General features: G+C 72.9%; 23 protein-coding genes. 14 read left to right on the forward strand and 9 right to left on the reverse strand.

Translation table 11 applies throughout. The features are described 5' to 3' along the window. Positions 1-182 precede the first annotated feature (182 nt). Complete coding sequence (locus AOM04_RS10360) at positions 183-1,790, reverse strand: alpha/beta-hydrolase family protein (RefSeq protein WP_062464708.1); 1,608 nt, start codon at positions 1,788-1,790, stop codon at positions 183-185. Between the two features lie 281 nt (positions 1,791-2,071). Between AOM04_RS10360 and AOM04_RS10365 the strand changes: the two genes are divergently transcribed. Beyond that, complete coding sequence (locus AOM04_RS10365) at positions 2,072-4,372, forward strand: immune inhibitor A domain-containing protein (RefSeq protein WP_062464709.1); 2,301 nt, start codon at positions 2,072-2,074, stop codon at positions 4,370-4,372. Between the two features lie 58 nt (positions 4,373-4,430). Here AOM04_RS10365 and AOM04_RS10370 read toward each other — a convergent pair whose 3' ends face one another. Then, positions 4,431-5,372 (reverse strand): D-2-hydroxyacid dehydrogenase family protein, encoded by a 942-nt coding sequence (locus AOM04_RS10370; protein WP_062464710.1) that lies wholly within the window; start codon positions 5,370-5,372, stop codon positions 4,431-4,433. A 64-nt stretch (positions 5,373-5,436) separates the two neighbouring features. On the opposite strand from AOM04_RS10370, the gene AOM04_RS10375 reads away from it, so the two are divergent. From AOM04_RS10375 to AOM04_RS10390, 4 genes are all read left to right on the forward strand, one after another. Then, a complete protein-coding gene (locus AOM04_RS10375) occupies positions 5,437-6,969 on the forward strand; it encodes an SDR family NAD(P)-dependent oxidoreductase (protein ID WP_062464711.1) in 1,533 nt (510 codons plus the stop codon). A gap of 87 nt (positions 6,970-7,056) precedes the next feature. Next, complete coding sequence (locus AOM04_RS10380) at positions 7,057-8,109, forward strand: LLM class flavin-dependent oxidoreductase (RefSeq protein ID WP_062464712.1); 1,053 nt, start codon at positions 7,057-7,059, stop codon at positions 8,107-8,109. Beyond that, positions 8,106-8,777: an NADPH-dependent F420 reductase gene (locus AOM04_RS10385; RefSeq protein ID WP_062464713.1), complete on the forward strand. Its 672-nt coding sequence runs from the start codon at positions 8,106-8,108 to the stop codon at positions 8,775-8,777. The genes AOM04_RS10380 and AOM04_RS10385 overlap by 4 nt, the downstream gene beginning before the upstream one ends. A gap of 103 nt (positions 8,778-8,880) precedes the next feature. Then, positions 8,881-10,758: a DEAD/DEAH box helicase gene (locus tag AOM04_RS10390; RefSeq protein ID WP_062464714.1), complete on the forward strand. Its 1,878-nt coding sequence runs from the start codon at positions 8,881-8,883 to the stop codon at positions 10,756-10,758. Positions 10,759-10,785: 27 nt separating this feature from the next. Here the strand turns inward: AOM04_RS10390 and AOM04_RS14980 are convergent, their stop codons facing one another. Further along, positions 10,786-11,211 (reverse strand): SRPBCC family protein, encoded by a 426-nt coding sequence (locus AOM04_RS14980; RefSeq protein ID WP_062464715.1) that lies wholly within the window; start codon positions 11,209-11,211, stop codon positions 10,786-10,788. A 53-nt stretch (positions 11,212-11,264) separates the two neighbouring features. Next, positions 11,265-11,702 carry a hypothetical protein gene (locus AOM04_RS14985; RefSeq protein WP_062464716.1) on the reverse strand — a complete coding sequence of 146 codons (438 nt, stop codon included), beginning with the start codon at positions 11,700-11,702 and terminating at the stop codon, positions 11,265-11,267. A gap of 151 nt (positions 11,703-11,853) precedes the next feature. Between AOM04_RS14985 and AOM04_RS10405 the strand changes: the two genes are divergently transcribed. Further along, positions 11,854-14,202, forward strand: coding sequence for an ATP-binding protein (locus AOM04_RS10405; RefSeq protein ID WP_062464717.1), 2,349 nt, complete (start codon positions 11,854-11,856; stop codon positions 14,200-14,202). Here AOM04_RS10405 and AOM04_RS10410 read toward each other — a convergent pair. Next, positions 14,168-14,833, reverse strand: coding sequence for a hemerythrin domain-containing protein (locus AOM04_RS10410; protein ID WP_062464718.1), 666 nt, complete (start codon positions 14,831-14,833; stop codon positions 14,168-14,170). The two genes, AOM04_RS10405 and AOM04_RS10410, sit on opposite strands and share 35 nt — an antisense overlap. 155 nt (positions 14,834-14,988) lie before the next feature. Between AOM04_RS10410 and AOM04_RS10415 the strand changes: the two genes are divergently transcribed. Continuing rightward, on the forward strand, positions 14,989-15,834 hold the full coding sequence (locus tag AOM04_RS10415; protein WP_062464719.1) for a Sir2 family NAD-dependent protein deacetylase: 846 nt from the start codon (positions 14,989-14,991) through the stop codon (positions 15,832-15,834). Positions 15,835-15,870: 36 nt separating this feature from the next. Further along, positions 15,871-16,824 carry a hypothetical protein gene (locus AOM04_RS10420; RefSeq protein ID WP_062464720.1) on the forward strand — a complete coding sequence of 318 codons (954 nt, stop codon included), beginning with the start codon at positions 15,871-15,873 and terminating at the stop codon, positions 16,822-16,824. A gap of 13 nt (positions 16,825-16,837) precedes the next feature. Here the strand turns inward: AOM04_RS10420 and AOM04_RS10425 are convergent, their stop codons facing one another. Then, positions 16,838-17,281, reverse strand: a complete 444-nt coding sequence (locus AOM04_RS10425) for a MarR family winged helix-turn-helix transcriptional regulator (protein WP_062464721.1) — start codon at positions 17,279-17,281, stop codon at positions 16,838-16,840. A gap of 70 nt (positions 17,282-17,351) precedes the next feature. Between AOM04_RS10425 and AOM04_RS10430 the strand changes: the two genes are divergently transcribed. Further along, positions 17,352-17,729, forward strand: coding sequence for a VOC family protein (locus AOM04_RS10430; protein ID WP_062464722.1), 378 nt, complete (start codon positions 17,352-17,354; stop codon positions 17,727-17,729). A gap of 123 nt (positions 17,730-17,852) precedes the next feature. Further along, complete coding sequence (locus AOM04_RS10435) at positions 17,853-18,971, forward strand: class I SAM-dependent methyltransferase (RefSeq protein ID WP_062464723.1); 1,119 nt, start codon at positions 17,853-17,855, stop codon at positions 18,969-18,971. Positions 18,972-18,982: 11 nt separating this feature from the next. Here AOM04_RS10435 and AOM04_RS10440 read toward each other — a convergent pair whose 3' ends face one another. Then, positions 18,983-19,702 (reverse strand): SDR family oxidoreductase, encoded by a 720-nt coding sequence (locus tag AOM04_RS10440; protein ID WP_062464724.1) that lies wholly within the window; start codon positions 19,700-19,702, stop codon positions 18,983-18,985. A gap of 130 nt (positions 19,703-19,832) precedes the next feature. Between AOM04_RS10440 and AOM04_RS10445 the strand changes: the two genes are divergently transcribed. Continuing rightward, positions 19,833-20,192 (forward strand): winged helix-turn-helix transcriptional regulator, encoded by a 360-nt coding sequence (locus AOM04_RS10445; protein ID WP_062464725.1) that lies wholly within the window; start codon positions 19,833-19,835, stop codon positions 20,190-20,192. Positions 20,193-20,261: 69 nt separating this feature from the next. Here the strand turns inward: AOM04_RS10445 and AOM04_RS10450 are convergent, their stop codons facing one another. After that, positions 20,262-20,621 (reverse strand): UBP-type zinc finger domain-containing protein, encoded by a 360-nt coding sequence (locus tag AOM04_RS10450; RefSeq protein WP_062464879.1) that lies wholly within the window; start codon positions 20,619-20,621, stop codon positions 20,262-20,264. Between the two features lie 362 nt (positions 20,622-20,983). Between AOM04_RS10450 and AOM04_RS14610 the strand changes: the two genes are divergently transcribed. The 3 genes from AOM04_RS14610 to AOM04_RS10465 are packed head-to-tail and all read left to right on the forward strand — an operon-like array spanning position 20,984 to position 22,504. Next, on the forward strand, positions 20,984-21,472 hold the full coding sequence (locus AOM04_RS14610) for a GNAT family N-acetyltransferase (RefSeq protein ID WP_156160694.1): 489 nt from the start codon (positions 20,984-20,986) through the stop codon (positions 21,470-21,472). Between the two features lie 33 nt (positions 21,473-21,505). After that, positions 21,506-21,922: a MarR family winged helix-turn-helix transcriptional regulator gene (locus tag AOM04_RS10460; protein ID WP_062464727.1), complete on the forward strand. Its 417-nt coding sequence runs from the start codon at positions 21,506-21,508 to the stop codon at positions 21,920-21,922. A 12-nt stretch (positions 21,923-21,934) separates the two neighbouring features. Next, positions 21,935-22,504, forward strand: coding sequence for a YbhB/YbcL family Raf kinase inhibitor-like protein (locus AOM04_RS10465; protein ID WP_062464728.1), 570 nt, complete (start codon positions 21,935-21,937; stop codon positions 22,502-22,504). Between the two features lie 99 nt (positions 22,505-22,603). Here AOM04_RS10465 and AOM04_RS10470 read toward each other — a convergent pair whose 3' ends face one another. Beyond that, positions 22,604-25,369, reverse strand: a complete 2,766-nt coding sequence (locus AOM04_RS10470; protein ID WP_156160695.1) for an ATP-binding protein — start codon at positions 25,367-25,369, stop codon at positions 22,604-22,606. Positions 25,370-25,386: the final 17 nt, after the last annotated feature.

The raw sequence follows: 25,386 nt of genomic DNA on the forward strand, positions 1-25,386 counted from the left end.
CCGCCTCGCGCGCAGCACACGCCGGGGCGACGGCGCGACTCGCGTGCCGCGCCTGACCCCGGGGACCGCATCGTCCCTGGGACCTGACACGATCCAACCCCAGTTGTTTGCTGGGCGCAACCCGGTTTCACCTGACAAAAGTCGGGCCGATCGCGGGACGGAACGGCGCGCGTGTGTGAGGGTCAGTTGGCGACCGGCGAGAAGGTGTCGTACTCCTCGATCACCAGCCGGATCCGCGCGACCGCATCGGCGCTCAGGCCCGCGTCGCCCGTCACCTGGTGCAGCGCGTCGACCGCCAAGTTGCCGTACTTGTGGCCGGCGTCCTCGGGAACGGCGGTGGACAGGATGAGGTCGATCACGCCTTGGAAGGCGGTCACGACGGGGATCCAGACCATATCGGGGCTCACCTGATCGGAGCGCTGACCGTCCTGGAGCCACTGGGGCTTCGACCAGATCACGCTCGGGCCGATCCACACGATCGGGTCGTTGCCGTGCTGCAGGTACGCGACCCGGGTGTCCTCCCACGGCCCGCTGGGGGTGTCCAGCCCTCCCCACGCGTCGGACCAGCGCACATGCGCGCCCTCGTCGAGCACCGGCAGCGAGTAGGGGCTGCCGGCGTCGCGGGAGTTCTGCGCCTCCTGCCACACGGGGGTGAACGAGGGCGTGCCCGCGAGCACCGCGCCCTCGGTCGACGACTGCAGGTCGGCCTGGTCGGCGAACGCGGCCTGGATCCCGAAGCTGCCCAGGCTGAGGCCGTAGACCACGAGCTGCGGGCGGGAGTCGGCGGGGAGCGTGCCCCACCAGTCCGTCACGGCGTGCACGAGCGCGGACGTCCCGTCCTGCGACAGGTCCGGGGTGAGCAGGGCGGACACGGGGCTGCCGGTCGCGCCGTACTGGAGCGAGACGATGGCGGTGTCGCCCGCGTGCAGGTACTCGAAGCCGTCGATCGCGGCGGGGTCGAGCCAGCCCGAGCCGGTGGTGCCGGCGATCATGAGCACGGACCGGTCGGCCGCGCCTGTGCGCTCGAGCTCCTGCACCGCGAGCTGGGCCTTCTCCTCGAAGGTGCCGGGCACGTCGACGCCGACGTAGACGCGGATGGGCTCCTCGGCGGCGACACCGGTGACGGCCTCGATCTGGGCGGCGGTGGGGCCGCCGCCGACGATCTTCGCGCCCTCGCTGCCCACCTGCTCCCACTTCACGAGGCTCTCGGAGCTGCCCGAGCGCAGCGGGCTCGTCGGCTGGGCGTACTCGGGGTCGTACTGGCGGTTCGCGTGCTCGGACGCGAGCGTGAGCAGCCACGACAGCACGCCCAGTCCCAGCGAGAACACGACGAGCATCGCGACCAGGGTCGCGCCGATCGTCACGCCGCCCGCCACGCGGGGCCGGCCGTCGCGGCCGGGCATGCGCGGCGCGATGAGCGCGTGGAGGCGCCGGTATCCGGCGGCGACACCGCGGCCGATCGCGAACGCGAGCCACGCGCCGAGCGCGAAGAAGATCACGCCGACGAGCCAGTCGAAGCCGTCGGTGTCGGGGATGCCGACGGCCTCGTGCACCGAGTCCTGCCACCGCAGCGCGAACGGCATGAGCACCGCCGCGCCGGCCAGGCCGATGAGGATCACGATCCACGCGCGCGCCTCGGCGGCGCGCGGGAGGCGGCCGCGCGACAGCGCCGCGATGCCGCGCCACGCGAGCACACCCACGCCGTAGCCGACCGCGAACGCGAGGCCCGACACGAAGCCCTGACCCCACGCGGGCCGCGGCAGCAGCGACGGCGTCAGCGACAACGCCATCAGGGCAAGACCCACGGCCGCGCCGGCCACATCCAATCGAGCGCCGATGCGCACCACACGAACCACGGACCCTCCCCTTCGTCCCGCTCACCGTAGCGGCGCGGACCCCGCGCACGGCTCCAGCCCGCCGCGACTCGCCGGGATTGACATGATTCCTATGCCTTTGCGCAACGATGCGCCCGCACCAGGGATTTCACCCTGCCGCCGGGCCGGGCTCCGTGCTAGCGTCCGAATCACCGTGGCTGAGGGCACCCCACGGCAACCACCCACAAGGAGCTCACGTGGAGCAGAGAACACGAGGATGGCTCGCCGCTACAGCGGCGGGCGCGACCCTGGTCGCCGGCGCCTTCGGGCCCGCGGCGATCGCCGCGCCGGCGGACGACACCGCCGACTCGACCAGCGCCGCGGAGTCGCGGCCCGACAACCGACCCGGCCCGCTCACCACCCGCCAGGACGAGCGGCGCAAGGCCGCGCAGGAGCTGATCCTGTCCGGCGCGGCAAGCCCCGACGAGGATGGCGTCGTGGCGCTGGCCGCGGACGGCGAGAAGGACAAGTACTACCAGACGGCCGTCACGGGCACGGGCCAGGTCTTCACGATCCTGGCCGAGTTCGGCGATCAGGGCAGCGGCAAGCTGGGCAACGTCCCGGGCCCGCTGCACAACGAGATCCCCGAGCCGGACCGCTCGGTCAACAACAGCACGCACTGGGTCTCGGACTTCAACCAGGGCTACTACACCGACCTGTTCTTCGGGTCCGGCGAGTCCTTCGCGGACTTCTACTCGAAGCAGTCGTCAGGCAACTACACGGTCGACGGCGAGGTGAGCGACTGGGTGCAGGTGCCCGGCAACGCCTCGACGTACGGCGACAACAGCGTCGAGGACGACGGCGGCGCGTGGCAGTTCATCGAGGACTCGGGCAACGCCTGGTACGACGCGCAGGTCGCGGCCGGCAAGACCGACGACGAGATCAAGGCGGAGCTCGCGTCCTACGACGTGTGGGACCGCTACGACTACGACAACGACGGCGACTTCAACGAGCCCGACGGCTACCTGGACCACTTCCAGGCGGTCCACGCGGGCGAGGGCGAGGACGCGGGCGGCGGCGCGCAGGGCGACGACGCGATCTGGTCGCACCGCTGGTACGTCAACGCCACCGACTTCGGCCAGACCGGCCCGACCGTCGACGGCACCCAGGTGAAGTTCGGCGGCGCGCAGATCGGCGACACCGGCTACTGGATCGGCGACTACACGGTCGAGGCGGAGAACGGCGGCCTCGGCGTGTTCGCGCACGAGTTCGCGCACGACCTGGGCCTGCCCGACTTCTACGACACCGCCGGCGGCGAGAACTCGACGTCCTTCTGGACGCTGATGTCCAGCGGCTCGTGGCTGGGCGACGGCACCCAGGACATCGGCACCACGCCCAACTACATGGGCCCGTGGGAGAAGATGCAGCTCGGCTGGCTCGACTACACGATCGCCGACGCCGAGGGCAGCTACACGCTCAGCCCGGCGGCGGTCCAGGCCGACGGCCAGGCCCAGGCGCTCGTGGTCGACGTCCCCGACGCCGGCATCACCAGCACGTACACGACCCCGCTGTCGGGCACGCACGCGTGGTGGACCGGCAGCGCCGACGACCTCAACGCGACGCTCACCCGCACGCTCGACCTCACCGGCATCAAGTCCGCGACGGTCACGGCCAAGGCCTGGTACGACATCGAGGACGGGTACGACTACCTCTACGCCGAGTACTCGACGAACGGCACGGACTGGACGCAGCTGGGCAAGCCCGTGTCCGGATCGTCCCGCGACAAGTGGACGACGCTCCGGTACAGCGTGCCCGGCGGCGGCCCCGTCCAGCTCCGGTTCCGCTACCAGACGGACGGCGGCGTGCACTATGCGGGCGCGTTCCTCGACGACCTCGTCATCAAGAGCGGCGGCACCACCCTCCTGACCGACGACGTGGAGGCCGGCGACAACGGCTGGACGCCCGCGGGCGGCTTCGCCCGGTCGACGGGCACCGAGACGAGCATGGGCGACCGCTACTACCTCGTGGAGAACCGCACGTACGTGGGCTACGACGCCACCCTCGAGCACGGCCCGTACCAGTTCGATGCGGCCTACACCAAGCCGGACCACGTCGAGCACTTCCCGTTCCAGGACGGCATGCTCGTGTGGGCGGTCGACGAGTCCTACTCGGACAACAACACCATCGAGCACCCCGGTCACGGCCTGGCACTCCCGGTGGACTCGCACCCGGCGAAGTTCACCTACCCGGACGGCTCGGCGCCGAGCAACCGCCGACAGCCCTACGACGCCACGTTCGGCCTGCAGGACATCGACACGGTCACGCTCCACAAGGAGGTCCTGGTGGGCAAGGGCAAGAGCCAGTCGATCGCGACGGTCGGGGCGGTCGGCACGTCCGGCACCCAGACCGCGACGTTCACCGACACCGACCCGAACGCCTACTTCAGCGGCACCAACCCCCTCGGCGGCGTGATCGTCGCCGGACAGGGCGTGTCCGTGACGGTGACCTCGCAGGTCACGGGAGGCGCGATGACGGTCGACGTGGTCAACCCGTCGTAGACGGCGTTCCACCCGGCACGATGCGGCGGGCCCGTTCCCCTCGGGGGCGGGCCCGTCGTCACGCGAGTCGGCGGAGGGGCTCGCCGGCCGCCCACGCGGCGATCGCCTCGACCGCCTGCGGGTAGAACACCCGGTAGGTGCCGTCCGTGACGTAGCCCAGGTGCGGCGTGAGCACCGTGCGCGGCGCCGAGCGCAGCGGGTGGTCCGATGGCAGCGGCTCGGCGTCGTACACGTCGATGCCGGCGCCGGCGATGCGTCCCGAGTGCAGCGCGGCCACCAGGGCGTCGGTGTCGACGAGCGGCCCGCGCGAGGTGTTGACGAGGATCGATGTCGGTCGCATCGACGCGAGCTCCCCGGCCCCGACGATCCCCCTGCTGCGGTCGCTCAGCTTGTAGTGGACCGTCACGACGTCCGCGGTGGAGAACAGCTCCTCCTTCGCGACGGCCCGCACGCCCGCCTCCGCGGCCCGCGCCGAGTCGAGCCGCTGGCTCCACGCGACCACGTCCATCCCGAAGGCGAGGCCGACCCGTGCGACCGCGGTGCCGAGACGCCCGAGCCCCACGATCCCGAGGCGCCGCCCCGCAAGGTCGCCGCCGACGGTGGACTGCCACCCGCCGGCACGCATGCGGGCGTCCTCGGCCGGGATGTGGCGCAGCACGGCCAGGATGAGCCCCCACGCGAGCTCGGGCGTGGAGGTCGCCGGCGACTCCGTGCCGCACACGACGATGCCGCGCTCGCGCGCGGCGTCCAGGTCGATCGACGCGTTCGCCATGCCGGTGGTGACGAGCAGGCGCAGGTCCGGCAGCGCGGCCACCCGTGCCGCGGTGAACGCGGTCCGCTCGCGCATGGCGACCACGACGTCGGCGCCGGCGGCGACCCGGGCGAGGTCCGCATCGTCCTCGAGGGGACGATGCACGAACTCCACCTCCGCGCCCAGCCTCGCCCAGTCGGCGTAGCCGGCGGCGACCCCCTGGTAGTCGTCCAGCACCACGATGCGCACGGCAACCTCCTTCGATCGCTCCGCCGCACCGGAGTCTACGGCGCAGATCGGTAGAATCGAGCGGGTGTCCGAGACCCCCTCCCCCGCCGCGCGCGAGCACCGCATCGACCCCGACGACCTCGCGACCACGCTGCGCGTGCTGGCCTCGCTGAGCGACGTCGACGAGGACGACCCCGACTTCGCGACCGTGCGCAACGCGACCGCCGCCATGATCAAGTCCGTCAAGCGCAGCCGCCGACAGGAGCGGCGCGCGGCCATCGCGACCGCCGACAGCGCCGTGGTCGCCGCGACGGCGACGGGCGCGGCCGACCGCATCGACGACGAGACGCGCGGGCTGACCCTCGAGGCGCGCGCCGCGACCCCGACCGCGGGCGAGTACCTCAAGCCCCGCCCCTGCTACATCTGCAAGCAGAAGTACACGCAGGTCGACGCGTTCTACCACCAGCTGTGCCCCGCGTGCGCGGAGACCGGTCACGCCAAGCGCCACGCGCGCACCGACCTGCGCGGGCGGCGTGCCCTGCTCACGGGCGGCCGCGCGAAGATCGGCATGCACATCGCGCTGAGGCTCCTGCGCGACGGCGCGGACCTCACGGTGACCACGCGCTTCCCGCGCGACGCGGTCCGCCGCTTCGCCGCCATGCCCGACGCCGCCGAGTGGCTCCACCGCGTCACGGTGGTCGGCATCGACCTGCGCGACCCCGCCCAGGTGGTCGCGCTCGCCGACTCCGTGGCGGCGCACGGCCCGCTCGACATCCTCATCAACAACGCCGCGCAGACCGTGCGCCGCTCCCCGGGTGCGTACGCCCCGCTCGTCGACGCCGAGTCCGTCCCTCTCGCGCACGGGCTGTGGGAGGACGGCCGCGGCCCGCACCTGCTCACGCTCGGACGCACCAGCGACGCGCACCCGTTGAGCATCGAGTCCTCCGTGGCGACGCACCCGCTGCTCGCCTCCGCGCACCTCGATGAGCTGGGCGTCGGCGCGGCCGCCGTCGAGGCTCAGCGCCTCACCGACCTCGCGCTCGCTCCCGGCTCGTCGTCGCTCGAGCGGCTCGCGGACGGATCCGCGATCGACGCGGGCGGGCTGGTGCCCGACCTCCACGACACCAACTCGTGGATCCAGGCCGTCGGCGACGTCACGCCCCTCGAGCTGCTCGAGGTCCAGCTGTGCAACTCGACGGCGCCGTTCATCCTCATCAACCGCCTGCGGCCGCAGCTCGCGGCGGCGGCCACCGCATCGTCCACCGGCCGCTCCTACGTGGTGAACGTCTCCGCGATGGAGGGCGTGTTCGAGCGCGGCTACAAGGGGCCCGGTCACCCGCACACCAACATGGCGAAGGCGGCGCTCAACATGCTCACCCGCACGAGCGCGCGGGAGATGTTCGAGACGGACCGGATCCTCATGACCAGCGTCGACACCGGCTGGATCACCGACGAGCGCCCCCACCCCACCAAGGTGCGGCTCGCCGAGGAGGGCTTCCACGCGCCGCTCGACCTGGTCGACGGCGCCGCGCGCGTGTACGACCCTGTGGTCCGCGGCGAGGCCGGCGAGGACCTGCACGGGGTGTTCCTCAAGGACTACGCGCCGTCGCGCTGGTAGCCCACGCCCGGCCGGGAATACCGCCGCCACCGGCTACGCTCTTTTGTTGACACTTCAACTACCCGCCACGAGTGAGGAGCAGGCGCCATGAGCACGCCCGCGCAGCCGGTCCAGTTCGGCGTCGAGACCTTCGGCGACCTGCCGCTGCACGACTCGGGCGAGCCGATGTCGCACGCCGCGTCGATCCGTCAGGTGGTCGAGGAGGCGGCGCTGGCCGACAAGGTCGGCATCGACGCGGTCGCGCTCGGCGAGCACCACCGCCCCGACTTCGCGATCTCCTCCCCCGAGATGGTGCTCGCGGCGATCGCGTCGCGCACCGAGCGGGTGACGCTCGGGTCGGCCGTGACGGTGCTGTCCTCGGACGACCCGGTGCGCGTGTTCCAGCGCTTCTCCACCCTCGACGCCGTCTCGGGCGGCCGCGCCGAGGTGATCCTGGGCCGCGGTTCGTTCACGGAGTCGTTCCCGCTGTTCGGCTACGACCTCGCCGACTACGAGGTGCTCTTCGAGGAGAAGCTCGAGCTGTTCACGCGCCTGCTGACCGAGCGCCCGGTCACGTGGGAGGGCACCACGCGCGCCCCGCTGCACGAGGCGGACCTGTACCCGAAGACCGACTCGGGCTCGCTCACCACGTGGGTGGGCGTGGGCGGCTCCCCCGAGTCCGTCGTGCGCACCGCCCGTCACGGCCTGCGCCTCATGCTCGCGATCATCGGCGGCGACCCGGGTCGCTTCGCGCCGTACATCGACCTCTACCGCCGCGCGGCGGACCAGTTCGGCACCACCGCCCACCCGGTCGGCATGCACAGCCACGGCTTCATCGCGCCCACCGACGAGGAGGCGCGCGAGTCGTACTTCCCGGGCTACAAGGCGATGCGCGACCGCATCGGCGCCGAGCGAGGCTGGCCGGCCATGACGCGCGCCCAGTTCGACGCCGAGGTGGTGCACGGGTCGCTGTACGTGGGCTCGCCCGAGACGGTCGCCGCGAAGATGGCCGCGGCCATCGGCGCCCTCGGCGTCGGCCGCTTCGACTTCGTGTACACCGGCGGGGGCGCGATGCCCGCGTCGTCCCGCCTGCGCGCGGTCGAGCTGTTCGGCACCGCCGTGATCCCGCGCGTGCGCGAGCTGCTCGCGGACGCCGCATGAGCGAGATCCGCACGCTCGGCATCCTCGGCGCGGGCAAGCTCGGCCTCGTGCTCGCGCGCCTCGCCGTCGCGGCCGGCTACGAGGTCACGCTCGCGGGCTCGGGCGACCCCTCCCGCATCGCGCTGACGGTCGACGTCCTCGCGCCCGGCGCGCGGGTCGCGACGGCCGATGCGGTGGCCGGCGCCGCGCACGCCGTCATCCTCGCGCTGCCGCTCGGCAAGCACCGCACCGTTCCCGCGGCGGCGCTCGAGGGCCGGCTGGTGGTCGACGCGATGAACTACTGGTGGGAGGTGGACGGCGTCCGCGACGACCTCACGGACCCGCGCACCACGTCCTCCGAGACGGTCGCCGCGCACCTGTCGGGCTCGCGCCTGGTCAAGGCGTTCAACCACATGGGCTACCACGACCTCGACGAGGGCCCCCGGCCCGCCGGCGCGGCCGACCGGCGCGCGATCGCGCTCGCCGGCGACGACGCGGACGCGGTGGCCTCCGTCGCGCGCCTCATCGACGCGCTCGGCTTCGACGCCATCGCGATCGGCGTGCTCGCCGAGGGGCGCCACCTCCAGCCGGGCGCCCCCGCGTTCGGCGCCAACGTCGGCGCGGACGCGCTGCGCGACCTGGTCGACGCTTCCCGCGCGGAGCCCGCGGACGCGACGCGTCCGGCCTGATCCCGCCCCTCCCGGGGCCGAACCGGCACATTTCCACGCCTGGCGACCCCCCGCATCGTCCCTCGATGCCACGCTCGGGACCTTCGACGCCTACGGTTGTCCCATGACCTCCGAGAACGTCGAGACCGACGCCGCTGACGAGCCCACCCAGACCTTCGCCGACCTCGGCCTCGACGGCCCCATCCTGAAGTCCCTCAAGGCGGTCGGATACGAGACCCCCTCGGCCATCCAGGCCGAGACGATCCCGCTGCTGCTCGAGGGCCGCGACGTGGTGGGCCTCGCCCAGACCGGCACCGGCAAGACCGCCGCGTTCGCGCTGCCGATCCTCGCGCGCCTCGACAAGGCGCAGAAGGCGCCCCAGGCGCTCGTGCTCGCCCCCACGCGCGAGCTCGCGCTGCAGGTATGCGAGGCCTTCGAGCGCTACGCCGCCGAGATCAAGGGCGTCCACGTGCTGCCCGTGTACGGCGGCCAGGGCTACGGCGTGCAGCTGTCGGCGCTGCGCCGCGGCGTCCACGTGGTGGTGGGCACGCCGGGCCGCATCATGGACCACCTCGACAAGGGCACGCTCGACCTGTCCGAGCTCAAGTACCTGGTGCTCGACGAGGCCGACGAGATGCTCAAGATGGGCTTCGCGGAGGACGTCGAGACGATCCTCGCCTCCACGCCGGCCGACAAGCAGGTCGCGCTGTTCTCCGCGACCATGCCCGCGACGATCCGCCGCCTGTCGCAGCGCTACCTGAACGACCCGGCGGAGATCACCGTCAAGCGCAAGACGACCACGTCGTCCACGATCACGCAGCGCTACCTCATCGTGTCCTACCAGCAGAAGATGGACGCCCTCACGCGCCTGCTCGAGGTCGAGAACTTCGAGGCGATGATCGTGTTCACGCGCACCAAGAACGACACCGAGCAGGTCGCCGAGCGCCTGCGTGCGCGCGGCCTCGCGGCGGCGGCCATCAGCGGCGACGTGGCGCAGGCGCAGCGCGAGCGCACCATCAAGCAGCTCAAGGACGGCAAGCTCGACATCCTGGTCGCGACGGACGTCGCGGCGCGAGGCCTCGACGTCGAGCGCATCAGCCACGTCGTGAACTTCGACATCCCGATCGACACCGAGTCCTACGTCCACCGCGTGGGCCGCACGGGCCGCGCGGGCCGCACGGGCGACGCGATCAGCTTCATCACCCCGCGCGAGCGTCGCCTGCTCACCGCGATCGAGAAGGCCACGCGCCAGCCGCTCACCGAGATGCACTGGCCGTCCGCGGACGAGGTCAACGCGACCCGCCTGGCGCGCTTCGACGACTCGATCACCGCCGCGCTCGAGCAGTCCGACCGCATCAGCAGGTTCCGCGACATCATCGCCCACTACGTCGAGCACCACGACGTGCCCGAGGCGGACGTCGCCGCGGCGCTCGCCGTGGTCGCGCAGGGCGAGACGCCGCTGCTGCTCGACCCGGCCGACGAGCCGCGCCGGCAGACGTTCGCCCCCGACCGCCGCTCGCGGGATGACCGTGGGGACGATGCGCGGGGCGGCCGGGACGACCGCGGCGGTCGCGCGTCGCGCGGCCCGGGCGAGGGCTTCACCGCGTACCGCATCGAGGTGGGCAAGCGTCACAAGGTCGAGCCGCGCCAGATCGTGGGCGCGCTCGCGAACGAGGGCGGCTTCTCACGCGGCGACTTCGGCAAGATCACGATCCTGCCCGAGTTCTCCCTGGTCGAGCTGCCGTCCACGCTGCCGCCGTCGGCGCTCGAGCGCCTGCGCGGCACCCGCATCTCCGGTCGCCTCATCGAGATCCGTCCCGACTCGGGCCGGCGCGAGCAGCGCGGCGGGTCGCGGGGCGGCTACGGCGACCGCGACGGCGGTTCCCGCGGGGGGTCGCGCGGCGGCTACGGAGACCGTGATCGCGGCGGACGTGACGATCGCGGCGGACGTGACGACCGGGGCGGGCGCGACGACCGCGGGTCGCGCAAGCCGCGCTGGTAGCAGGTATGACGCGCGAGGGCGCCGTGGCTACGCGGCGTCCTCGCAGCGGTGCTTGAGGCCGTTCGCCTCGTTGTGCAGGTACTCGTCCGTGAGCCCCCGGTACAGGCGGCCCACCATGGGGCCGAGGAACCCGTGCTGCTCGATCGAGAGCGCGACGTGCGCTCCCCCGTCGGGCAGCGGCTCGATCCGGTGCATGGCCGTGGTCCGCAGGCCCGGACGGGCCGCCTCCCAGGTGAAGGAGCTGCCGGGGATCACCTCGGTCACCACGTACTCGGCGTCCGCGAGCCGGGGCTGCGTGACCTTCGCGTGGCTACCGACACGGAGCGGCCCGTGGTCCGGCCTCGTCACCGAGGTGACGGTCGGGGTCCACTCCGGCCACAGGTCGACGTTGCTCAGCACCGCCCAGACCCGGTCCGGGGGCGCCGCGACGTCGAACTCGACGGTCTGGCTCACCCGGCGATTGTCGCGCCGCTCCGCGCCGGTCGCGAGCGCTGGCGCGAACGTCGTCAGGCCTCGCGGATGGTCGCACCGCGCAGCCGCTGGACCGCCAGGTAGGCGGCGGTGAGGAGCAGTCCCACGTAGACGTCGTTCTCGAACCACCCGAAGGTGGTCTGCTGTGCCGGTCCGAAGGTGGTCGGGTAGTAGAAGATCGAGATCCCGAGCAGGAGCGTAAGGTAGCCGAGCACGGTCGCCTGCGCCCAGCGGGCCCGACGGCCCGCGAGCCACGCGATGGCGAACGCTACGGCGTAGAACGCCCAGGTGAGCGGCGTGGTCACCGTGAACGTGGGGTCCTCGATCCCCGCGGCCCATGCGTAGACCGTGTGGCCGGCGGACAGGGTGAACGCAACGAGCAGGATGCCGCGGAGGTGGCGAGCGTAGGCGGCGGTGCGGCGGGCGCCGGGTGCGGCGTGAGCCTGGGCGGCCGGTGTGGAGACGGCGGACATGATGGGTTCCTCTCGTATGACGGCGGCACCGTGCCGCTCGGATCCCAGCCTTCGCGTCGGGCCGGGGACAGCACACCCACAGCGCACCCACACCGCAACCACACGGCCGCCGGCCCTCGCCGCGGGACGTCCGCCCTGTTAGCGTGCCGACGTGGGCCACGACTACACGGCCGAGGGGGTCGGCGCCGTCCTGCGACGCCTGCGGGAGTCGCGCGCCCTCACCCAGGAGGAGCTGGCGGAGCTCTCCGGCATCACCGCGAAGGCGATCGGGGCGCTCGAGCGGGGCGAGCGCCGGCGGCCCTACCCTCACACCGTTCGCGCGCTCGCCGAGGGCCTCGGGCTGACCGCGGACGAGCGGGCCGTCCTCGTCGCCGCAGTCCCCGCCCGCGCCGAGGCGGCGCCCGCGCCCGATCCGGACGTCGTCGCGGCCACGCCGCTCGTCGCCGGCGGCGACCTGATCGGCCGGGAGCCCGAGCGCGCGGAGCTCCGCGCGCTGGTCGCCGACGGACACCACCGCCTGGTCACGCTCACCGGTCCCGGAGGCATCGGCAAGACGCGGCTCGCGCTCGACGTGCTCGCGTCCGAGGCGCACCGGTTCGACGGCGGCGCGGTCGCGGTCGACCTCGCCCCCGTCCGTCAGGCCGTGCACGCGCTCCCCCGCATCGCGGCGGCTCTCGGCCGGCCGGACCTGGTGGCCGAGGACGCCCTCGGCGAGCTGGCGCGCCACCTCACCGGTGCCCCGGTGCTGCTGGTCCTCGACAACCTCGAGCAGGTCGCGGGCGTCGCACCCGTCCTCGCGGAGCTCCTCGCACGGTGCCGCGGACTGGTGGTGCTCGCCACCAGCCGCGCCGCTCTGAGGATCCGCGTCGAGTTCGAGTACGCGGTGCCGCCCCTGCCGCTCCCCGCCGCCACGACGATCGACGCCGTGACGTCCTCGCCGGCCGTGCGCCTCCTGCTGGACCGCGCCGGGGCCGCGGCGCGCGGCCTGCCCCGCACCCCCGAGGACGCCGACGCGCTCGCCTCCATCGCACGACGGCTGGACGGGATCCCGCTCGCGCTCGAGCTCGCGGCGTCGGGCCTGAGGCTCCTCACGCCTACCGCGCTGGCCGCCATGCTCGGCCGCGTCGACCTCGGCGGAGCGCCCCAGGACCTCCCCGCGCGGCACCGGACCATGGGGAGCGTGCTCGACTGGAGCATGGACCTGCTCGAGCCCGAGGAGATCGCCCTCTTCGCGAGGCTGTCGGTCTTCGTCGGCGGCTTCTCGCTCGACGCGGTGGACGAGGTCGCAGGAGATGCCGTCTCGGGGGGCGCGTCGTCATGGCCGATGCTCGCGACGCTCGTCGAGCAGTCGCTGGTGATGCGTGCCGACGCGCCCGTCGGCGAGCCGCGCTTCCGGATGCTCGAGCCCGTGCGTCAGCACGCGAGGGCGCGGCTGCACGTCACGGGAGGCGCGCAGGCCGCCGCGGATGCGCACGCCGCACACTTCCTCGCGCTCGGGGTCGCCGCCGCCGGTGCGCTCGAGGGCGCGGGCCTGGTCGCCACGCTCGATCGGCTCGACGCGGACCACGGCAACCTGCGCGCCGCGTTCCTGCGCCTGGTGGAGCTCGATCGCGACAACGATGCGGGCGAGCTGGCGGCGCGCCTGTGGCCGTACCTCGCGCTCCGCGGCCACGCCCGCGAGGGCCTCGAGTGGCTTGACCGGATCGGTGTGGGCGTGCCGGATGCCACCCGCTGCCGGGTCCTCACGGCACGGCTGGGCCTGCTGCTGCTCACCGGCGAGCGCGTCGCCATGGCGCGCGAGGCGGACCGCGCCGCCGCCGCATGCAGGCGTGTCACGGATCCGGCGATCACGTGCGCGACACTGACGCTGCTCGCGCAGGCGGCCGTGTTCGCGGGTCGCCTCGACGAGGCCGCGGGCGCGCTCGGCGAGGCCGAGGCCCGCGCACGGGAGGCGGAGAACCGTTGGGTGCAGGCGCACGCCCGGATCGCGCGGGCTCAGCTGGCGCTCGCATCGGGCGATCTCGCGGCCGCGGACGCAGTGATCCTCGACGCGGTCCGGCTCGCGCGCGACCTCGGCAACCCGTTCACGCTCGCGACCGCGCTCAACGTGCATGCGACGCTCGCGGAGGTGCGCGGCGACGACGGCGCCGCGGCTGCGCTTCTCGGCGAGTCCGTGGCGATCTCGGCCGCGGGTCGGCTGAGCTGGACGCTCGGCTATGCCCTGCCCGCGCTCGCGGGCGTCGCGCTGCGCGTCAGCGACCCGGAGACGGCAGCCTGGCTGTTCGGCGCGGGTGCCGCGATCTCGGTGGCCGATGCGGTGGACCCGACGTTCCCCGTCGCGCGCACCCTTGCCGACCGCGGGCTCGAGCGGACGCGGGCGACGCTGGGACCGGCGGCGTTCTCGCGCGCATGGGCCGCCGGTCGCGCCGCCGACGCGGCGGCGATCACGGCACGAAGCGCGGCCGTCATCGACCGCGCAGGCGCCGCACGTACCGGCTGAACTGCCACGCGCCGACGGTGCGCAGCAGCAGACGGACGGGCACCGGCAGGGTCGCGAGCATGCGGGCACGCTCGTCGGCGTCCGCGTCCTCGAGGACCAGGCCGAACATGATCGGCAGCTCGCTCCTCGACATCACCTCGGTGCCGTGCTGGCCCATCTGCCGCCACTCCGCATCGGTCACGTGGCGGTACGCCAGCGGCAGGATCTCGCGCTCCTCGAGGTCGAGGTGCTCGAACAGCGCGGTGCTGAAGCCCTCGACGAGCATGGCGAGCCGTTCGCCGCCGGCCGCGGTGGGGTGCTCCTCCCAGGCCGCGAGGGCGGGCTGGACGGCCTCGATGTGCGCATCCACCCCGTGGTGCTGCGCCTGCATGGTCTCGACCAGGCCGGTCGACGGCGCGGCGCGCTCGAGCAGCAGCGGCCACAGCACGATGTCCTCGCCCGTGTGATGCATCTCCAGCCCGGCCATGCACAGGCGCAGGTGCCGCGCGACCACGGACGCGCGGGCCGTGTCGCCGTCGGCGGTGGCGCGGATGTAGGCGGGGACGATGCCGAACTCGCGCCGGAACGCGCGGTGGATCACCACCATCTCCTGGATGTCGGGGCGCTGGTCGGGAGGGACGGTGGCGGTCATGGCGGCTTCTCCTTGAGAGGTGTGCGGGTGCCACCAGGCTCACGCGCCCCGCCGGCGCACCCCACCCACACCGCACCCACGCATCGTCCACACCCACGCGGGCGTGCGACCATCGTGTGCACAGCATCGTCCGACGGACCGCCAGGAGGAGCCGCGTGACAACCGTGGGCGCACAGGATCCCGATCTCGAGGCGCCGGCGACCTCGCGCGCGGTCGAGCTGCTCGCGGGCCGCACCATCGCCGTCCTCACGGGCGCGGGCCTGTCGACGGACTCCGGGATTCCCGACTATCGGGGCGCGAGCTCCCCGCGTCGCACGCCCATGACCTTCCAGGACTTCGTCGGCGACGAGGCCAAGCGAAGGCGCTACTGGGTCGGCTCCCACCTGGGCTGGAAGGCGTTCTCCGCCACGCAGCCGAACGCGGGGCATCGCGCGCTCGCCGCGCTCGAGGCCGCCGGCGCGGTCTCCGGCTTGGTCACGCAGAACGTCGACGGGCTCCACCTGCGCGCGGGCTCACGCGAGGTGGTCGAGCTCCACGGCCACATGCGCGCCGTCGCATGCCTCACCTGCGGCACCAGCTTCGCCCGCGAGGAGGTCGCCGCGCGGCTCGAGCGCGACAACCCGGAGCTGGCGCTCCCCGACGGCGTGCGGCTCGGGCCCGACGGAGACGTGCTGCCGGAGTCCTGGGAGAGCGTCGCCGTGCCCGACTGCACCGCGTGCGGCGGGCTCCTCAAGCCCGAGGTCGTGTTCTTCGGGGAGCTCGTGCCCGCCGCTCGCACCCGGGCGGCCGAGCGCATCGTCGACGACGCCGCGGCGATGCTGGTCGCCGGCTCGTCGCTCGCCGTGAACTCGGGGCTGCGTCTCGTGGAGCGCGCGCACCGCCGAGGCCTGCCGATCGTGATCGTCAACCGGGGCGCCACCAAGGGCGATCGGCGCGCGGACGTCAAGATCGATGCAGGCACGTCGGAGACCCTCGCGGCGCTCGCGGCCGCGCTGACGTAGCGCGTCGCGCCCGGACACCTGTGGCACAGTGGTCGGGTGAGCGAGTCATCCCTGGTAGCGCACGCGGAAACCGTCCGGGCCGCCGCGGAGTCGCGAGCGCATCGGCGGCGGACGGCCGTCCAGCTCGAGACCACCGCGGCGCTCGTGGCGACCCGTCGGGACGAGCTGGCCTCGCTGGAGCGGGCGCTGGCGGAGGAGCAGGCGGGTGTCCGCCGGCTCGAGCAGCTGTCACCCACGAAGGTCTGGGCCGCGCTGCGCGGCAACACGGCCGATCGCCTCGCCACGGAGCGCGCGGAGGCGGATGCCGCCGCACTTGCGGTCACCGCGGCGCGGTCGCGCCTCGACAGCGCCGTCGCCGAGGACGCGCGGGTGCGGCGCGAGCACGATGCGCTGAGCGGCGCCGATCGCGCGTACGACGAGGCGCTCGTCTCCTACGAGGAGGCGATCCTCGCCTCCGGCGGCCCCGACGCGGCCGAGCTGACGGAGCTCGCGGAGCGGTGGGGCGTCGCCCAGGCCCGTCGACGCGAGATCGGGGAGGCCGTCGAGGCGCTGCGCGGCGCGAGGAGCGCGCTCGACGGCGCTCTCGACAAGCTGGACAGCGCGGGCGGCTGGTCGACGTACGACACGTTCTTCGGCGGCGGCCTCATCGCCGACATGGTCAAGCACTCGAGGATCGACGACGCCACCGAGGCCTTCACCGCGGTCAACCGGGCGCTCGAGCGGCTGTCGGTCGAGCTCGCCGACATCGGTGGTGCGGCGATCGACGGTGTCGACGTGTCGCAGACGCTGGCCGTCTTCGACGTGCTGTTCGACAACATCGTCAGCGACTGGATGGTGCGGGACCGCATCGCCGAGGCCCAGGGACGCGCAGAGGCACTTCGGCGTCGGCTCTCCGAGCTCGCCGCGGAGCTCGACACCGAGGCCGCCGAGGGCGCGGCGCGGATCACCGAGCTGCAGCGACGGCGCGAAGCGATCCTCACCACGCCCTGAGCAGTGGGCGCCGTCACCCGTCCAGCAGCGCGTCGCGGCACGCCGCGAGCAGCCGCGCGAGCGTGTCGCGCTCGGACTGCGGCAACGGTGCGACCATCCGGCCCACCACCTCGGACACGGCGCGGTCGGCGTCGTGAAGCGCGGCCTCGGCCCGGGGCGTGAGCGACATGGCGCGCTCGCGCCGTGGTCCCTGCTCCTCCGCCCGGGCCACCAGGCCCTGCCGCTCGAGCCCCTGCAGAAGCACGCTCATGGCCTGCCTGCTCACGAACGCTCGCCGCGCGAGGTCGGAGGCGGTGATCCCGGGCGCCTGGTGGAGGTGATGCAGGCACGCGTACTGGGAGACGCTCAGCCCGAGGGGACGCAGGCACTCGTCCATCCGCAGGTGCAGGACGGACTGCGCACCCTTGAGGAGGACTCCGAGCTCCTCAGGGCTGGCCGGGGACGTCGCGACGTTCATGTCAAGAGTTTGACACACAGCGGCGCGAAGTGTCAGTATGTTGACACTTGATTCGCGAAAGGACCCCACCATGACCGCCCCCACCTCCGGCCCGGACTTCGTCTCGATCCAGGTCCGCGACATCGCCGCCTCCGCGGACTTCTACGAGCACGTGGTCGGCATGCGACGCCTCCCGGCCCCGAACCCCCACGCGCAGATCTTCTCCGCCGGCGGCGCCACGTTCGGCGTCCGCACGCCGCTGCCGGGCGTCGACCTCGACGCCATCCCCGAGCTGGGGACCGGCATCGCCCTGTGGTTCCATCGCGAGGACGCTCTCACCGTGCACGATGCGCTGGTGGCCCACGGCGCCACCGTCACGCAGGCGCCGTTCGACGGCCCGTTCGGCACCACCTTCGCCTTCCGCGACCCCGACGGCTACACGATCACCCTCCACTCGCGCGCCGCCTGACGCGTCGCGTCCGGACGCGATCGCGGGGATCGCCCTCGCGACCCGCGACTAGGCTCGCTTCGTGACCGTCCCCCACCCGCGCATCGTCCCCAGGCGCCCCCTCCCCCGCGTCCCGGCAGACCGATGAGCGCGATCTTCGATGCGCTGCGGCGCTGGCCCGACGTCGAGGCACCCGACCTTGTCGCCGTCGACGCGGCCGATCGCCTGATCCTGGACGAGTCGGCATCGTTGCGCGCGACCGCGGTGCCGGGCGACATCGCGGTGATCAACGACGCCTACGGCGCGCTCACCCTCGGGGCCGCCGAGGACGGCGCGAGCGGGATCCGCACGCACATCGACGCGATCACCGGGGAGCGCGCACTTACGACGAATGCCGCGCGCGCGGGGCTCACCGGCCACTTCCGCCCGCTCCCCCTCGACGCGGGCCTGGTGAGAGGGGCGCGCATCGTCCTGCTCCGCCTGCCCCGCACCCGCGACGCGCTGCGCGACATCGCCGGCCTGATCGCGGCGCACGCCGACCCCGCCGTGGTCGTGGTCGCGGGCGGGCGGCTCAAGCACATGTCGGTGTCGATGAACGCGGTGCTGAGCGAGCACTTCGGGCCGCTCGACATCAGCCATGCCCGCCAGAAGTCACGAGTGCTGATCGCCCGTGCGCCTCGGGATGGTCGCGACCCCGTGCCTGCCGCCGCGCGGGTCGAGGGCCTCGAGGTGCGGGCCTACGGCGGGGCGTTCGCGGGCGCCAAGCTCGACATCGGCACCCGCCTGCTGCTCCAGAACCTTCCCGGCGCCCCGGCCGGCGGGACGCCGAGCGATCCCTTGATCGATCTGGCCTGCGGCACGGGGATCATCGGCGCACGGATGGCGACGAAGTTTGGCGGCGCGCACGTGTACGCCTGCGATCAGTCGGCGATCGCGGTCGCGTCGGCGCGGGCGACGATGCGCGCCAACGGCCTCGAGGAGCGCGTCACCGTGGCGCGGGACGACATGCTCGGCGCGAGGCCCTCCGCGAGCGCATCGTTCATCACGCTGAACCCGCCGTTCCACTCGGCCGCTGCCGTGACCGACCTGCTCGCGCCGCGGATGTTCGCCGACGTGGCGAGGGTCCTGCGGCCCGGGGGTCAGTTGTGGTGCGTGTGGAACTCCGGGCTCAGGTATCGGCCGCTGCTCGAGCGTGCGATCGGCCCCACCGAGCAGGTCGCACGCAACACCAAGTTCACCGTCACCGTGTCGACGCGTCGCTGATGTAGCAGCACCTATGCGAGTCGCGCTCCGCCCTCGACGTGGATCGTCTCGCCCGTGACGAAGCCCGCGCCGAGGAGCCAGAGCGCCGCATCGACGATGTCGTCGCTCGCACCGGCTCGGCCCGCGAGGTTCGATGCCGCCACGCCCTCGAGGAATCGCCGCTTGCCCTCCGCTCCCAGTCCATCCCAGCTCCCGGAGTCGACTATGCCCGGCGAGATGGCGTTCACCCGCACCGGCGCGAGCTCATGCGCGAGGTGGCTCGCCAGGAAGGAGACGGCACCGTTCGAGACGCCCATGACGGAGTAGGGCGCCCCCGGCGACCAGGCGGCGATCCCCGCGAACAGCGTGATCGAACCGGTCGACGGAAGCAGCGCCCCGAAGTGCTTCGCGACCAGCAGCGGCCCGACCACCTTCGCATCGAAGGCGGCGAGGACCCCATCCTTCTCGAGCTGCGCGACGGGCACGTTGTGATGGGCCGATGCGGTGATCACGATGTGGTCGACGGCGGTGAGCGTGGTCGCCGCCTCCGCGATGGTCGCCTCGTCCGTGATGTCGAGGCGCAGTGCGCGGCCGTCCGGAAGCGAGCCGACTACCCGCTCGGCGTGCTCCAGGTCCCGCGCCCCGATCACGACCTGCGCACCGGCCGCGGCGAGCCGGCGGGCGATCGCCTCGCCGAGGAACTTCGAGCCGCCGATGATGAGCACGGTCCGCCCGTTCAGGGTCTCGTTCATGATGGTGTGGTCCTTTCCAGTGGCGTCACCACCCACGGGTGATCGCGGTGAGCATCGCGCCGTTCGCGAGCCCACGATGGGAACGGTATGGTTTTGATACCGGTCACTTCAACGAAACTGGGGACCCTCGATGGGCAAGGCCTACGACGTGATGGCGGCGACGTGCCCGAGCCGGACCGTGCTGCACCGGATCGGCGCACGGTGGACGGTGTTCGTGGTCACCGCGCTGGAGGAGCGCCCGATGCGCTTCGTGGAGCTCAAGACCCGCATCCAGGGCATCACGCCCAAGGTCCTCACGGAGACCCTTCGCGCGCTCGAGACCGATGGCCTCGTGAAGCGCATCGACCGCAGCGGCAAGCTCCCGCACGTCGAGTATGAGCTCACGGATCTGGGACGCTCGCTCGGGGTACCGCTGCAGGCGGTGAGGGAATGGGCCGAGAGCCACGTGCCCGAGATTACCGAGGCGCAGGAGCGCGCGGCACGGTCGTAGGTGCCCGTGCCGCGAGGAGCGCCGCGACCCAGGTGAGGCGGCTCGGCGCAGCGATCCGCGGCATCGCGGCTATCGGCGCGCGAGGATGTCCCACCAGTCGTCCGGGACGCGTCCCGCGGGTCCGGGCGCCGGCTGATCCTGCGGGTGGCTCGTGGGTTCGGCGAGCGGCGGCCCCTCGAGGAACGTCTCGCCCGCATAGTCCCAGTACCAGTCCTCCCCCGGCTCGTAACTCTGGATCACGGGGTGGCCCGTCGCGGCGGCGTGGCGGCGGGCGTGGGTGCTCAGCGATCCGTCGCAGCACCCGACATGTCCGCACCGCGCACAGCGACGCAGGTGCCACCACCAGCCGCCGGTCTGCTCGCACTCGAGGCAACCGGACCCGCTCGGCGGCACGGCGGTGTCGAAGGCATCGTCTCCTGCGGCCAGCATCGCTACCTCCATATCGAGCGGCGACCAGGGCATCGCACGGAGGTGCCCACCGTGCGGGCGTGAAGGCGGGCGGACCGCTCATGGCGAGCGTAGCCAGTCACGCCCTCCCTCGGGCGGCGGGCGGGTCTGCCCCGTTGCTGGTTGACGTCAACCGACGCTGGGGCAGACCCGCTCATTCCGCCTGTACCCGGTCGTTTCCGGTTGGTCGCGGTTGAATCTGATCGGTTCTCGAAGCGTTCAGCCCCGAGCTCAACGTCAGGCTGCACAAGCATGCGCGCGGATCTCACAACGGTGGTCATACCCGCGTCGCCGTCGTCACGGAAGCCGATAGCCAGACGGTGGTCGCGTATCACGCGATCACGATGGGTTCCGTCGCACCGGCGAACGCCACCGCTCGCATGAGCGCCGACGGCGGTCGCCACCCCGTCCCGTTCATCGTGCTGGCGCGTCTCGCGGTCGACGAGCGCCACACCGGACAGCGCCTCGGCCGAGCGCTGCTGCTCGACGCCATCCGCCGCTCCATCGCGGCCTCGAGCGACATCGGCGCCCGCGCGATCATCGTCCCCTGCAAGGACGCCGCAGCCAAGAACTTCCACCTCAACACCATCCCCGAGTTCGACGAGCCCCCACGACCTGATGATGCTCACGTCGCCGCTCAAGGACGCGCGGGCCTCGCTCGGTATCGGCTGACCCCACCCACGGCAATGTACCGGGGCTGCCAGTCCCGCGCCCCGTGGACGTCGACCATCGCCGAGGCGAACCCCACCGCGCAGCCGAGGCTGCCGAAGTTCGGGGCGCAAGAATGTCCGCCGAGGCCGCCTCAATCCTTAGTAATACTAAGCATCTGCTAAAGTCGAGCGCGTATCCACCAGGGAGGCCGACCCATGACGGACAACGCGAGCACCGAGCTACGCCAGGCGGTCGTTCGGCTCTACAGCCGCTTCCGATCCGAACGCGCGGAGGGCGAGGTCCCCGATGCGGCACTGCTTGTGCTGCTGGCCCTGGACAAGAAGGACCAGATGAGCCTGAGCGATCTGGCGGACTCGGCACGAGTCACACTCGGATCGATGAGCCAAACGGTCCGCCGCCTGGAACAACTCGCCTACGTCGCCAAGTCCCGATCCGAACACGACCGCCGCAAGGTCGTATTCGCCCTGACCCGTGAGGGCCGCGCGGCCGCAGCCGCCTCCCGCAAGCATCGCCGCGACTGGCTCGACACCAAGCTTGCCGACCTCACACCGACCGAACGAGCGGACATCGCTCGCGCCGCTCCAATCCTGCTCCGCATCGCGAACTCATAACCAGGAGAACCCATGCATCCCATCGACATCGTGCTGCGCCCCCTCGGCTGGGCCTTCAGCAGTCGCCGCGCCGGGGAAACGAACAGCCTCGCCAACGCCCCCGCATTCGCCACAACAGGGCGTCTCACCCTCACCTCGCCCAACTTCCTCGAGGGCGAAGAGATCCCTGCGAAGCACTGCGGAAAGTTCATCGGACAGAACGTCTCGCCCGCCCTCGACTGGAGCGCGCTTCCCGACGAAGCCTCCAGCCTGCTGCTCATCGTCGAGGATCTCGACAGCCCCGGCACCAGCCCCCGCCTCCATGCCGCCGCCGCATTCCCGGCCACCGTCGAGAGGCTCACCGAGGGGGCACTGACCCCGGACGCGACCGACGTCCAATTCTTGGCCGGGAAGCGCGGACCCTTGACCTACGCCGGCCCGCGCCCGCTCCCAGGACACGGCCCGCACCACTACCGCTTCCACCTCTACGCCCTCGACGCTCAGGTCGACCTGGCGACAATCCCAGCTGCCGAGCACCTTGCCCCGCAGCTCTCTGGGCACGTCCTGGCGTCCGGTACGCTCACCGGCACTCGGACCGCCTAAGGCCGACCGACAACTACGAGGCGCCAGCCACGTGCAGCGAGCCGCGCTGGTGGCCACGTTGAGCTCGACCAGGATCGCGCGCCTCGTCCGGCGCGCGCTTCACGCGGGCCGGCCCGCATCCGCGTCGGTCGTGGCAAGCCGGGAGGCGAGCTGGGCCCTCGAGGTGACGCCGAGCTTGGGGAAGATCCGGTACAGGTGGGAGCCGACCGTGCGTGGCGACAGGTAGAGCCGCGCGCCGATCTCACGGTTGGACAACCCGTCCGCGGCCAGGGTCGCGATCTCCCATTCCTGGGGCGACAGCGCCGCGTGCCGCTCACGGTCGGGGCCTTCTGCGGCGCGGCTGCCAGCGGCTCGCAGCTCGACCGCGGCGCGTTCCGCCCAGGCCGACGCACCCATCGCGTCCAGCGCGGCGTGCGCGTTGCGGAGCGGGTTGCGCGACTCCCCCACCCGGCGGTGGCGGCGCAGCCATGAGCCGTAGGCCAGCTCGAGGCGTGCCCGCAGCAGCGGCCACCGCACGAGGCCATGGCCGAGCGCCTGCCGGAACAGCTCCTCAGCCGCGTCGTCGGCGGCGAGCACGGCGCGCGCGTAGAGCAGCTGATGCGTGAGCATCGGCGAGTCGATCCGCGCGTCGAGCCGCTCGAGGTCGGCGACGATGCGTCGGGCATCGTCCTCCTCGCCGCAGTGCGCCGCGGCCTCGGCGAGATACATCAGTCCGTGGAACCGCTCCATGGGGTGGAAGGCGACGTCGTCGGGGTCGAAGACCCTGCGGAGCGCGCCGTAGGCCTCGTCGTAGGCGCCCTGGCTGCAGCTCGCGATGCCGCGCGCGAGCTGCACGCACGCCAGGAGGTTGTTGAGGCTGCGCCCGTTGGCGAGCTGCTCGGCGCGCGCGGCGGCCGCGTGCGCCGACTCCGCCTCGCCCAGCACGCCGAGCAGCATCGCGTGCTGGGAGAGGTTCCCGATGTCCCAGATCGGCTGGCCCGTGTCGCGCGCGATCTGTTGCCCTTCGCGCGAGGACTCCCGCGCACGTGCGAGGTCACCTACCTCCAGCCTGTCGCCGATCGCCATGGTGATGACATGGGACAGCAGCCCCAGCCTCCCCTGGTCACGCAGCCTCACCTCGGCGCGCTCGAGGAGGTCGATCGCGAGCACGGGGTCCCCGATCGCGTGCGCGGCCATCCCGAGCAGCCGCAGCTGGTCGGCGTCGGTGGCGGTCTCGAGCACCACCGCCGTGAGGGCGCGTCGGACGCGGGCGCTCTGGCGATTCGGCTCGGCCACCGCGAGGGTGGCGACGAATCGCGGGTCGTCCCCGCATGCCGCGGGAAGATCGTTCGCAGCGGCGACGACGGCCGCGGACGCCTCCTCTCCGGCGTGTGCCCACCAGCACCTCAGCGCCGCGCCGAGCAGCAGGTCGAGGGCCAGCGCGGGGTCACCTTGCTCGGCGGACCGCCGCGCGATGGTGCACAGCTCGAGGACGCGCGCCGCGTCCCCTGGCACGCCGTCGTTGAAGATCTCGCGCAGCCATTCCATCCGCGCGCGCTCGAGCTCGCTCAGCGGGGTGAGCGCCGCCTGAGCGAGCAGCGCATCGACGGTGTCGGCCCGGCCGAGCCCGAACGCGAGCTCCGCGGCGAGCAGCAGCCTCCGGCCGCGCACGCCGGCATCGGTGGTGAGGTCCGCCGCCCGCTCGAGCGCCGCGATCGCCGAGGCCACCGACCCCCGCCTCAGGCCCACCAGGTGGTGGCGTTCGAGCGCGTCCGCCACCGCATCGTCCTTGCCGAGGATGGACTCGGCGCGATGCCACACCGAGCGGAACGGCTCGTCGGTGAGGACCTCGGCGAGCGCGAGGTGCGCCGCCTGCCGCCGGGGCAACGGCTCCGCCTGCACGACCCCCGAGCGCACGAGGGGGTGACGGAACACCACGTCACCGCCATCGACGCGGATCAGGCGTGCCGCGATCGCCGCGGCCACCGCATCGGCGGTGGCGGCCCCGGAGCCCAGCAGGGTGGACGCCGCGAGGATCTCGCGCAACGAGGCACCGTCGTCGACGGCGGCGACGAGGAGCACGTCGCGCGCCTCCGGTGGGAGGTCGCCCAACCGTGCGGCGAAGGTGCGCTCGAGACGCGCGCTGAGCGTGATCGGCGGCATCGGCAGACCCGGCACCGGCGTCGTGTCCGCCGGTTGGCTGGCGGGCAGCTCCACGAGCGCGAGCGCGTTCCCCTGCGCGTGGCGCAGGATCCGTTCGCGCGCGGCCGCGCCCAGATGGGGGCCGTGGCGCTCCACCAGCTGGCGCGCCACCGGGTCGGCCAGGGCGCCCACGTCGAGCTGGGCCAGGCCCGCAGCCGCAAGCACCGCGTCGTGACCGTCGCGCAGGACGGCCACCATGCCGACCGGCGCATCGCCCAGGCGCCGCGCCACGAACGCGAGCGCCTCGTGCGACGGATCGTCGAGCCACTGGACGTCGTCGACGGCAACGAGGACCGGCGCCGTGGCGCTCGCCGCGACGAGCAGGTTGAGAGCGCCGAGCGCGATGAGGAACGGTTCGGGCGGTCGCCCCAGCTCGGCCTCGCCGAATGCCGCCAGCAGCGCCGCACGCTGCGGCGGGGCGAGCTCGCCCGCCAGATGCAGGACGGGCCGCAGCGCCTCGTACAGGCCGGAGTACGGCAGGTAGGCCTCGGCCTCGAGTCCCGTCGCGGCCACCACCGTCATCCCCGACCGCCGGGCGTGGTCACGCGCGGCCGCCAGCAGGACGGTCTTGCCCATGCCGGCCTCGCCGCGCATGAGCAACGCACCGCCGGCATCGGGCAGCCCGTCGATGAGGGCGCGCAGCCGCGCAAGCTCGACCGCGCGGCCCACGATGCTCTCGTCCACGTCACCAGTGTCCACGG

Origin of the sequence: Demequina soli (assembly GCF_000971195.1) — a bacterium.
In the GTDB taxonomy this organism is placed as follows: Bacteria; Actinomycetota; Actinomycetes; order Actinomycetales; family Demequinaceae; genus Demequina; species Demequina soli.

Bases quoted from the DNA above. Each gene is read 5' to 3' on its own strand.
- AOM04_RS10360 (WP_062464708.1), bottom strand. From the start codon at position 1,790: ATGGCGTTGTCGCTGACGCCGTCGCTGCTGCCGCGGCCCGCGTGGGGT.
- AOM04_RS10380 (WP_062464712.1), top strand. From the start codon at position 7,057: ATGAGCACGCCCGCGCAGCCGGTCCAGTTCGGCGTCGAGACCTTCGGC.
- AOM04_RS10385 (WP_062464713.1), top strand. From the start codon at position 8,106: ATGAGCGAGATCCGCACGCTCGGCATCCTCGGCGCGGGCAAGCTCGGC.
- AOM04_RS10390 (WP_062464714.1), top strand. From the start codon at position 8,881: ATGACCTCCGAGAACGTCGAGACCGACGCCGCTGACGAGCCCACCCAG.
- AOM04_RS14985 (WP_062464716.1), bottom strand. From the start codon at position 11,702: ATGTCCGCCGTCTCCACACCGGCCGCCCAGGCTCACGCCGCACCCGGC.
- AOM04_RS10410 (WP_062464718.1), bottom strand. From the start codon at position 14,833: ATGACCGCCACCGTCCCTCCCGACCAGCGCCCCGACATCCAGGAGATG.
- AOM04_RS10425 (WP_062464721.1), bottom strand. From the start codon at position 17,281: ATGAACGTCGCGACGTCCCCGGCCAGCCCTGAGGAGCTCGGAGTCCTC.
- AOM04_RS10430 (WP_062464722.1), top strand. From the start codon at position 17,352: ATGACCGCCCCCACCTCCGGCCCGGACTTCGTCTCGATCCAGGTCCGC.
- AOM04_RS10435 (WP_062464723.1), top strand. From the start codon at position 17,853: ATGAGCGCGATCTTCGATGCGCTGCGGCGCTGGCCCGACGTCGAGGCA.
- AOM04_RS10440 (WP_062464724.1), bottom strand. From the start codon at position 19,702: ATGAACGAGACCCTGAACGGGCGGACCGTGCTCATCATCGGCGGCTCG.
- AOM04_RS10445 (WP_062464725.1), top strand. From the start codon at position 19,833: ATGGGCAAGGCCTACGACGTGATGGCGGCGACGTGCCCGAGCCGGACC.
- AOM04_RS10450 (WP_062464879.1), bottom strand. From the start codon at position 20,621: ATGCTGGCCGCAGGAGACGATGCCTTCGACACCGCCGTGCCGCCGAGC.
- AOM04_RS14610 (WP_156160694.1), top strand. From the start codon at position 20,984: ATGGGTTCCGTCGCACCGGCGAACGCCACCGCTCGCATGAGCGCCGAC.
- AOM04_RS10460 (WP_062464727.1), top strand. From the start codon at position 21,506: ATGACGGACAACGCGAGCACCGAGCTACGCCAGGCGGTCGTTCGGCTC.
- AOM04_RS10465 (WP_062464728.1), top strand. From the start codon at position 21,935: ATGCATCCCATCGACATCGTGCTGCGCCCCCTCGGCTGGGCCTTCAGC.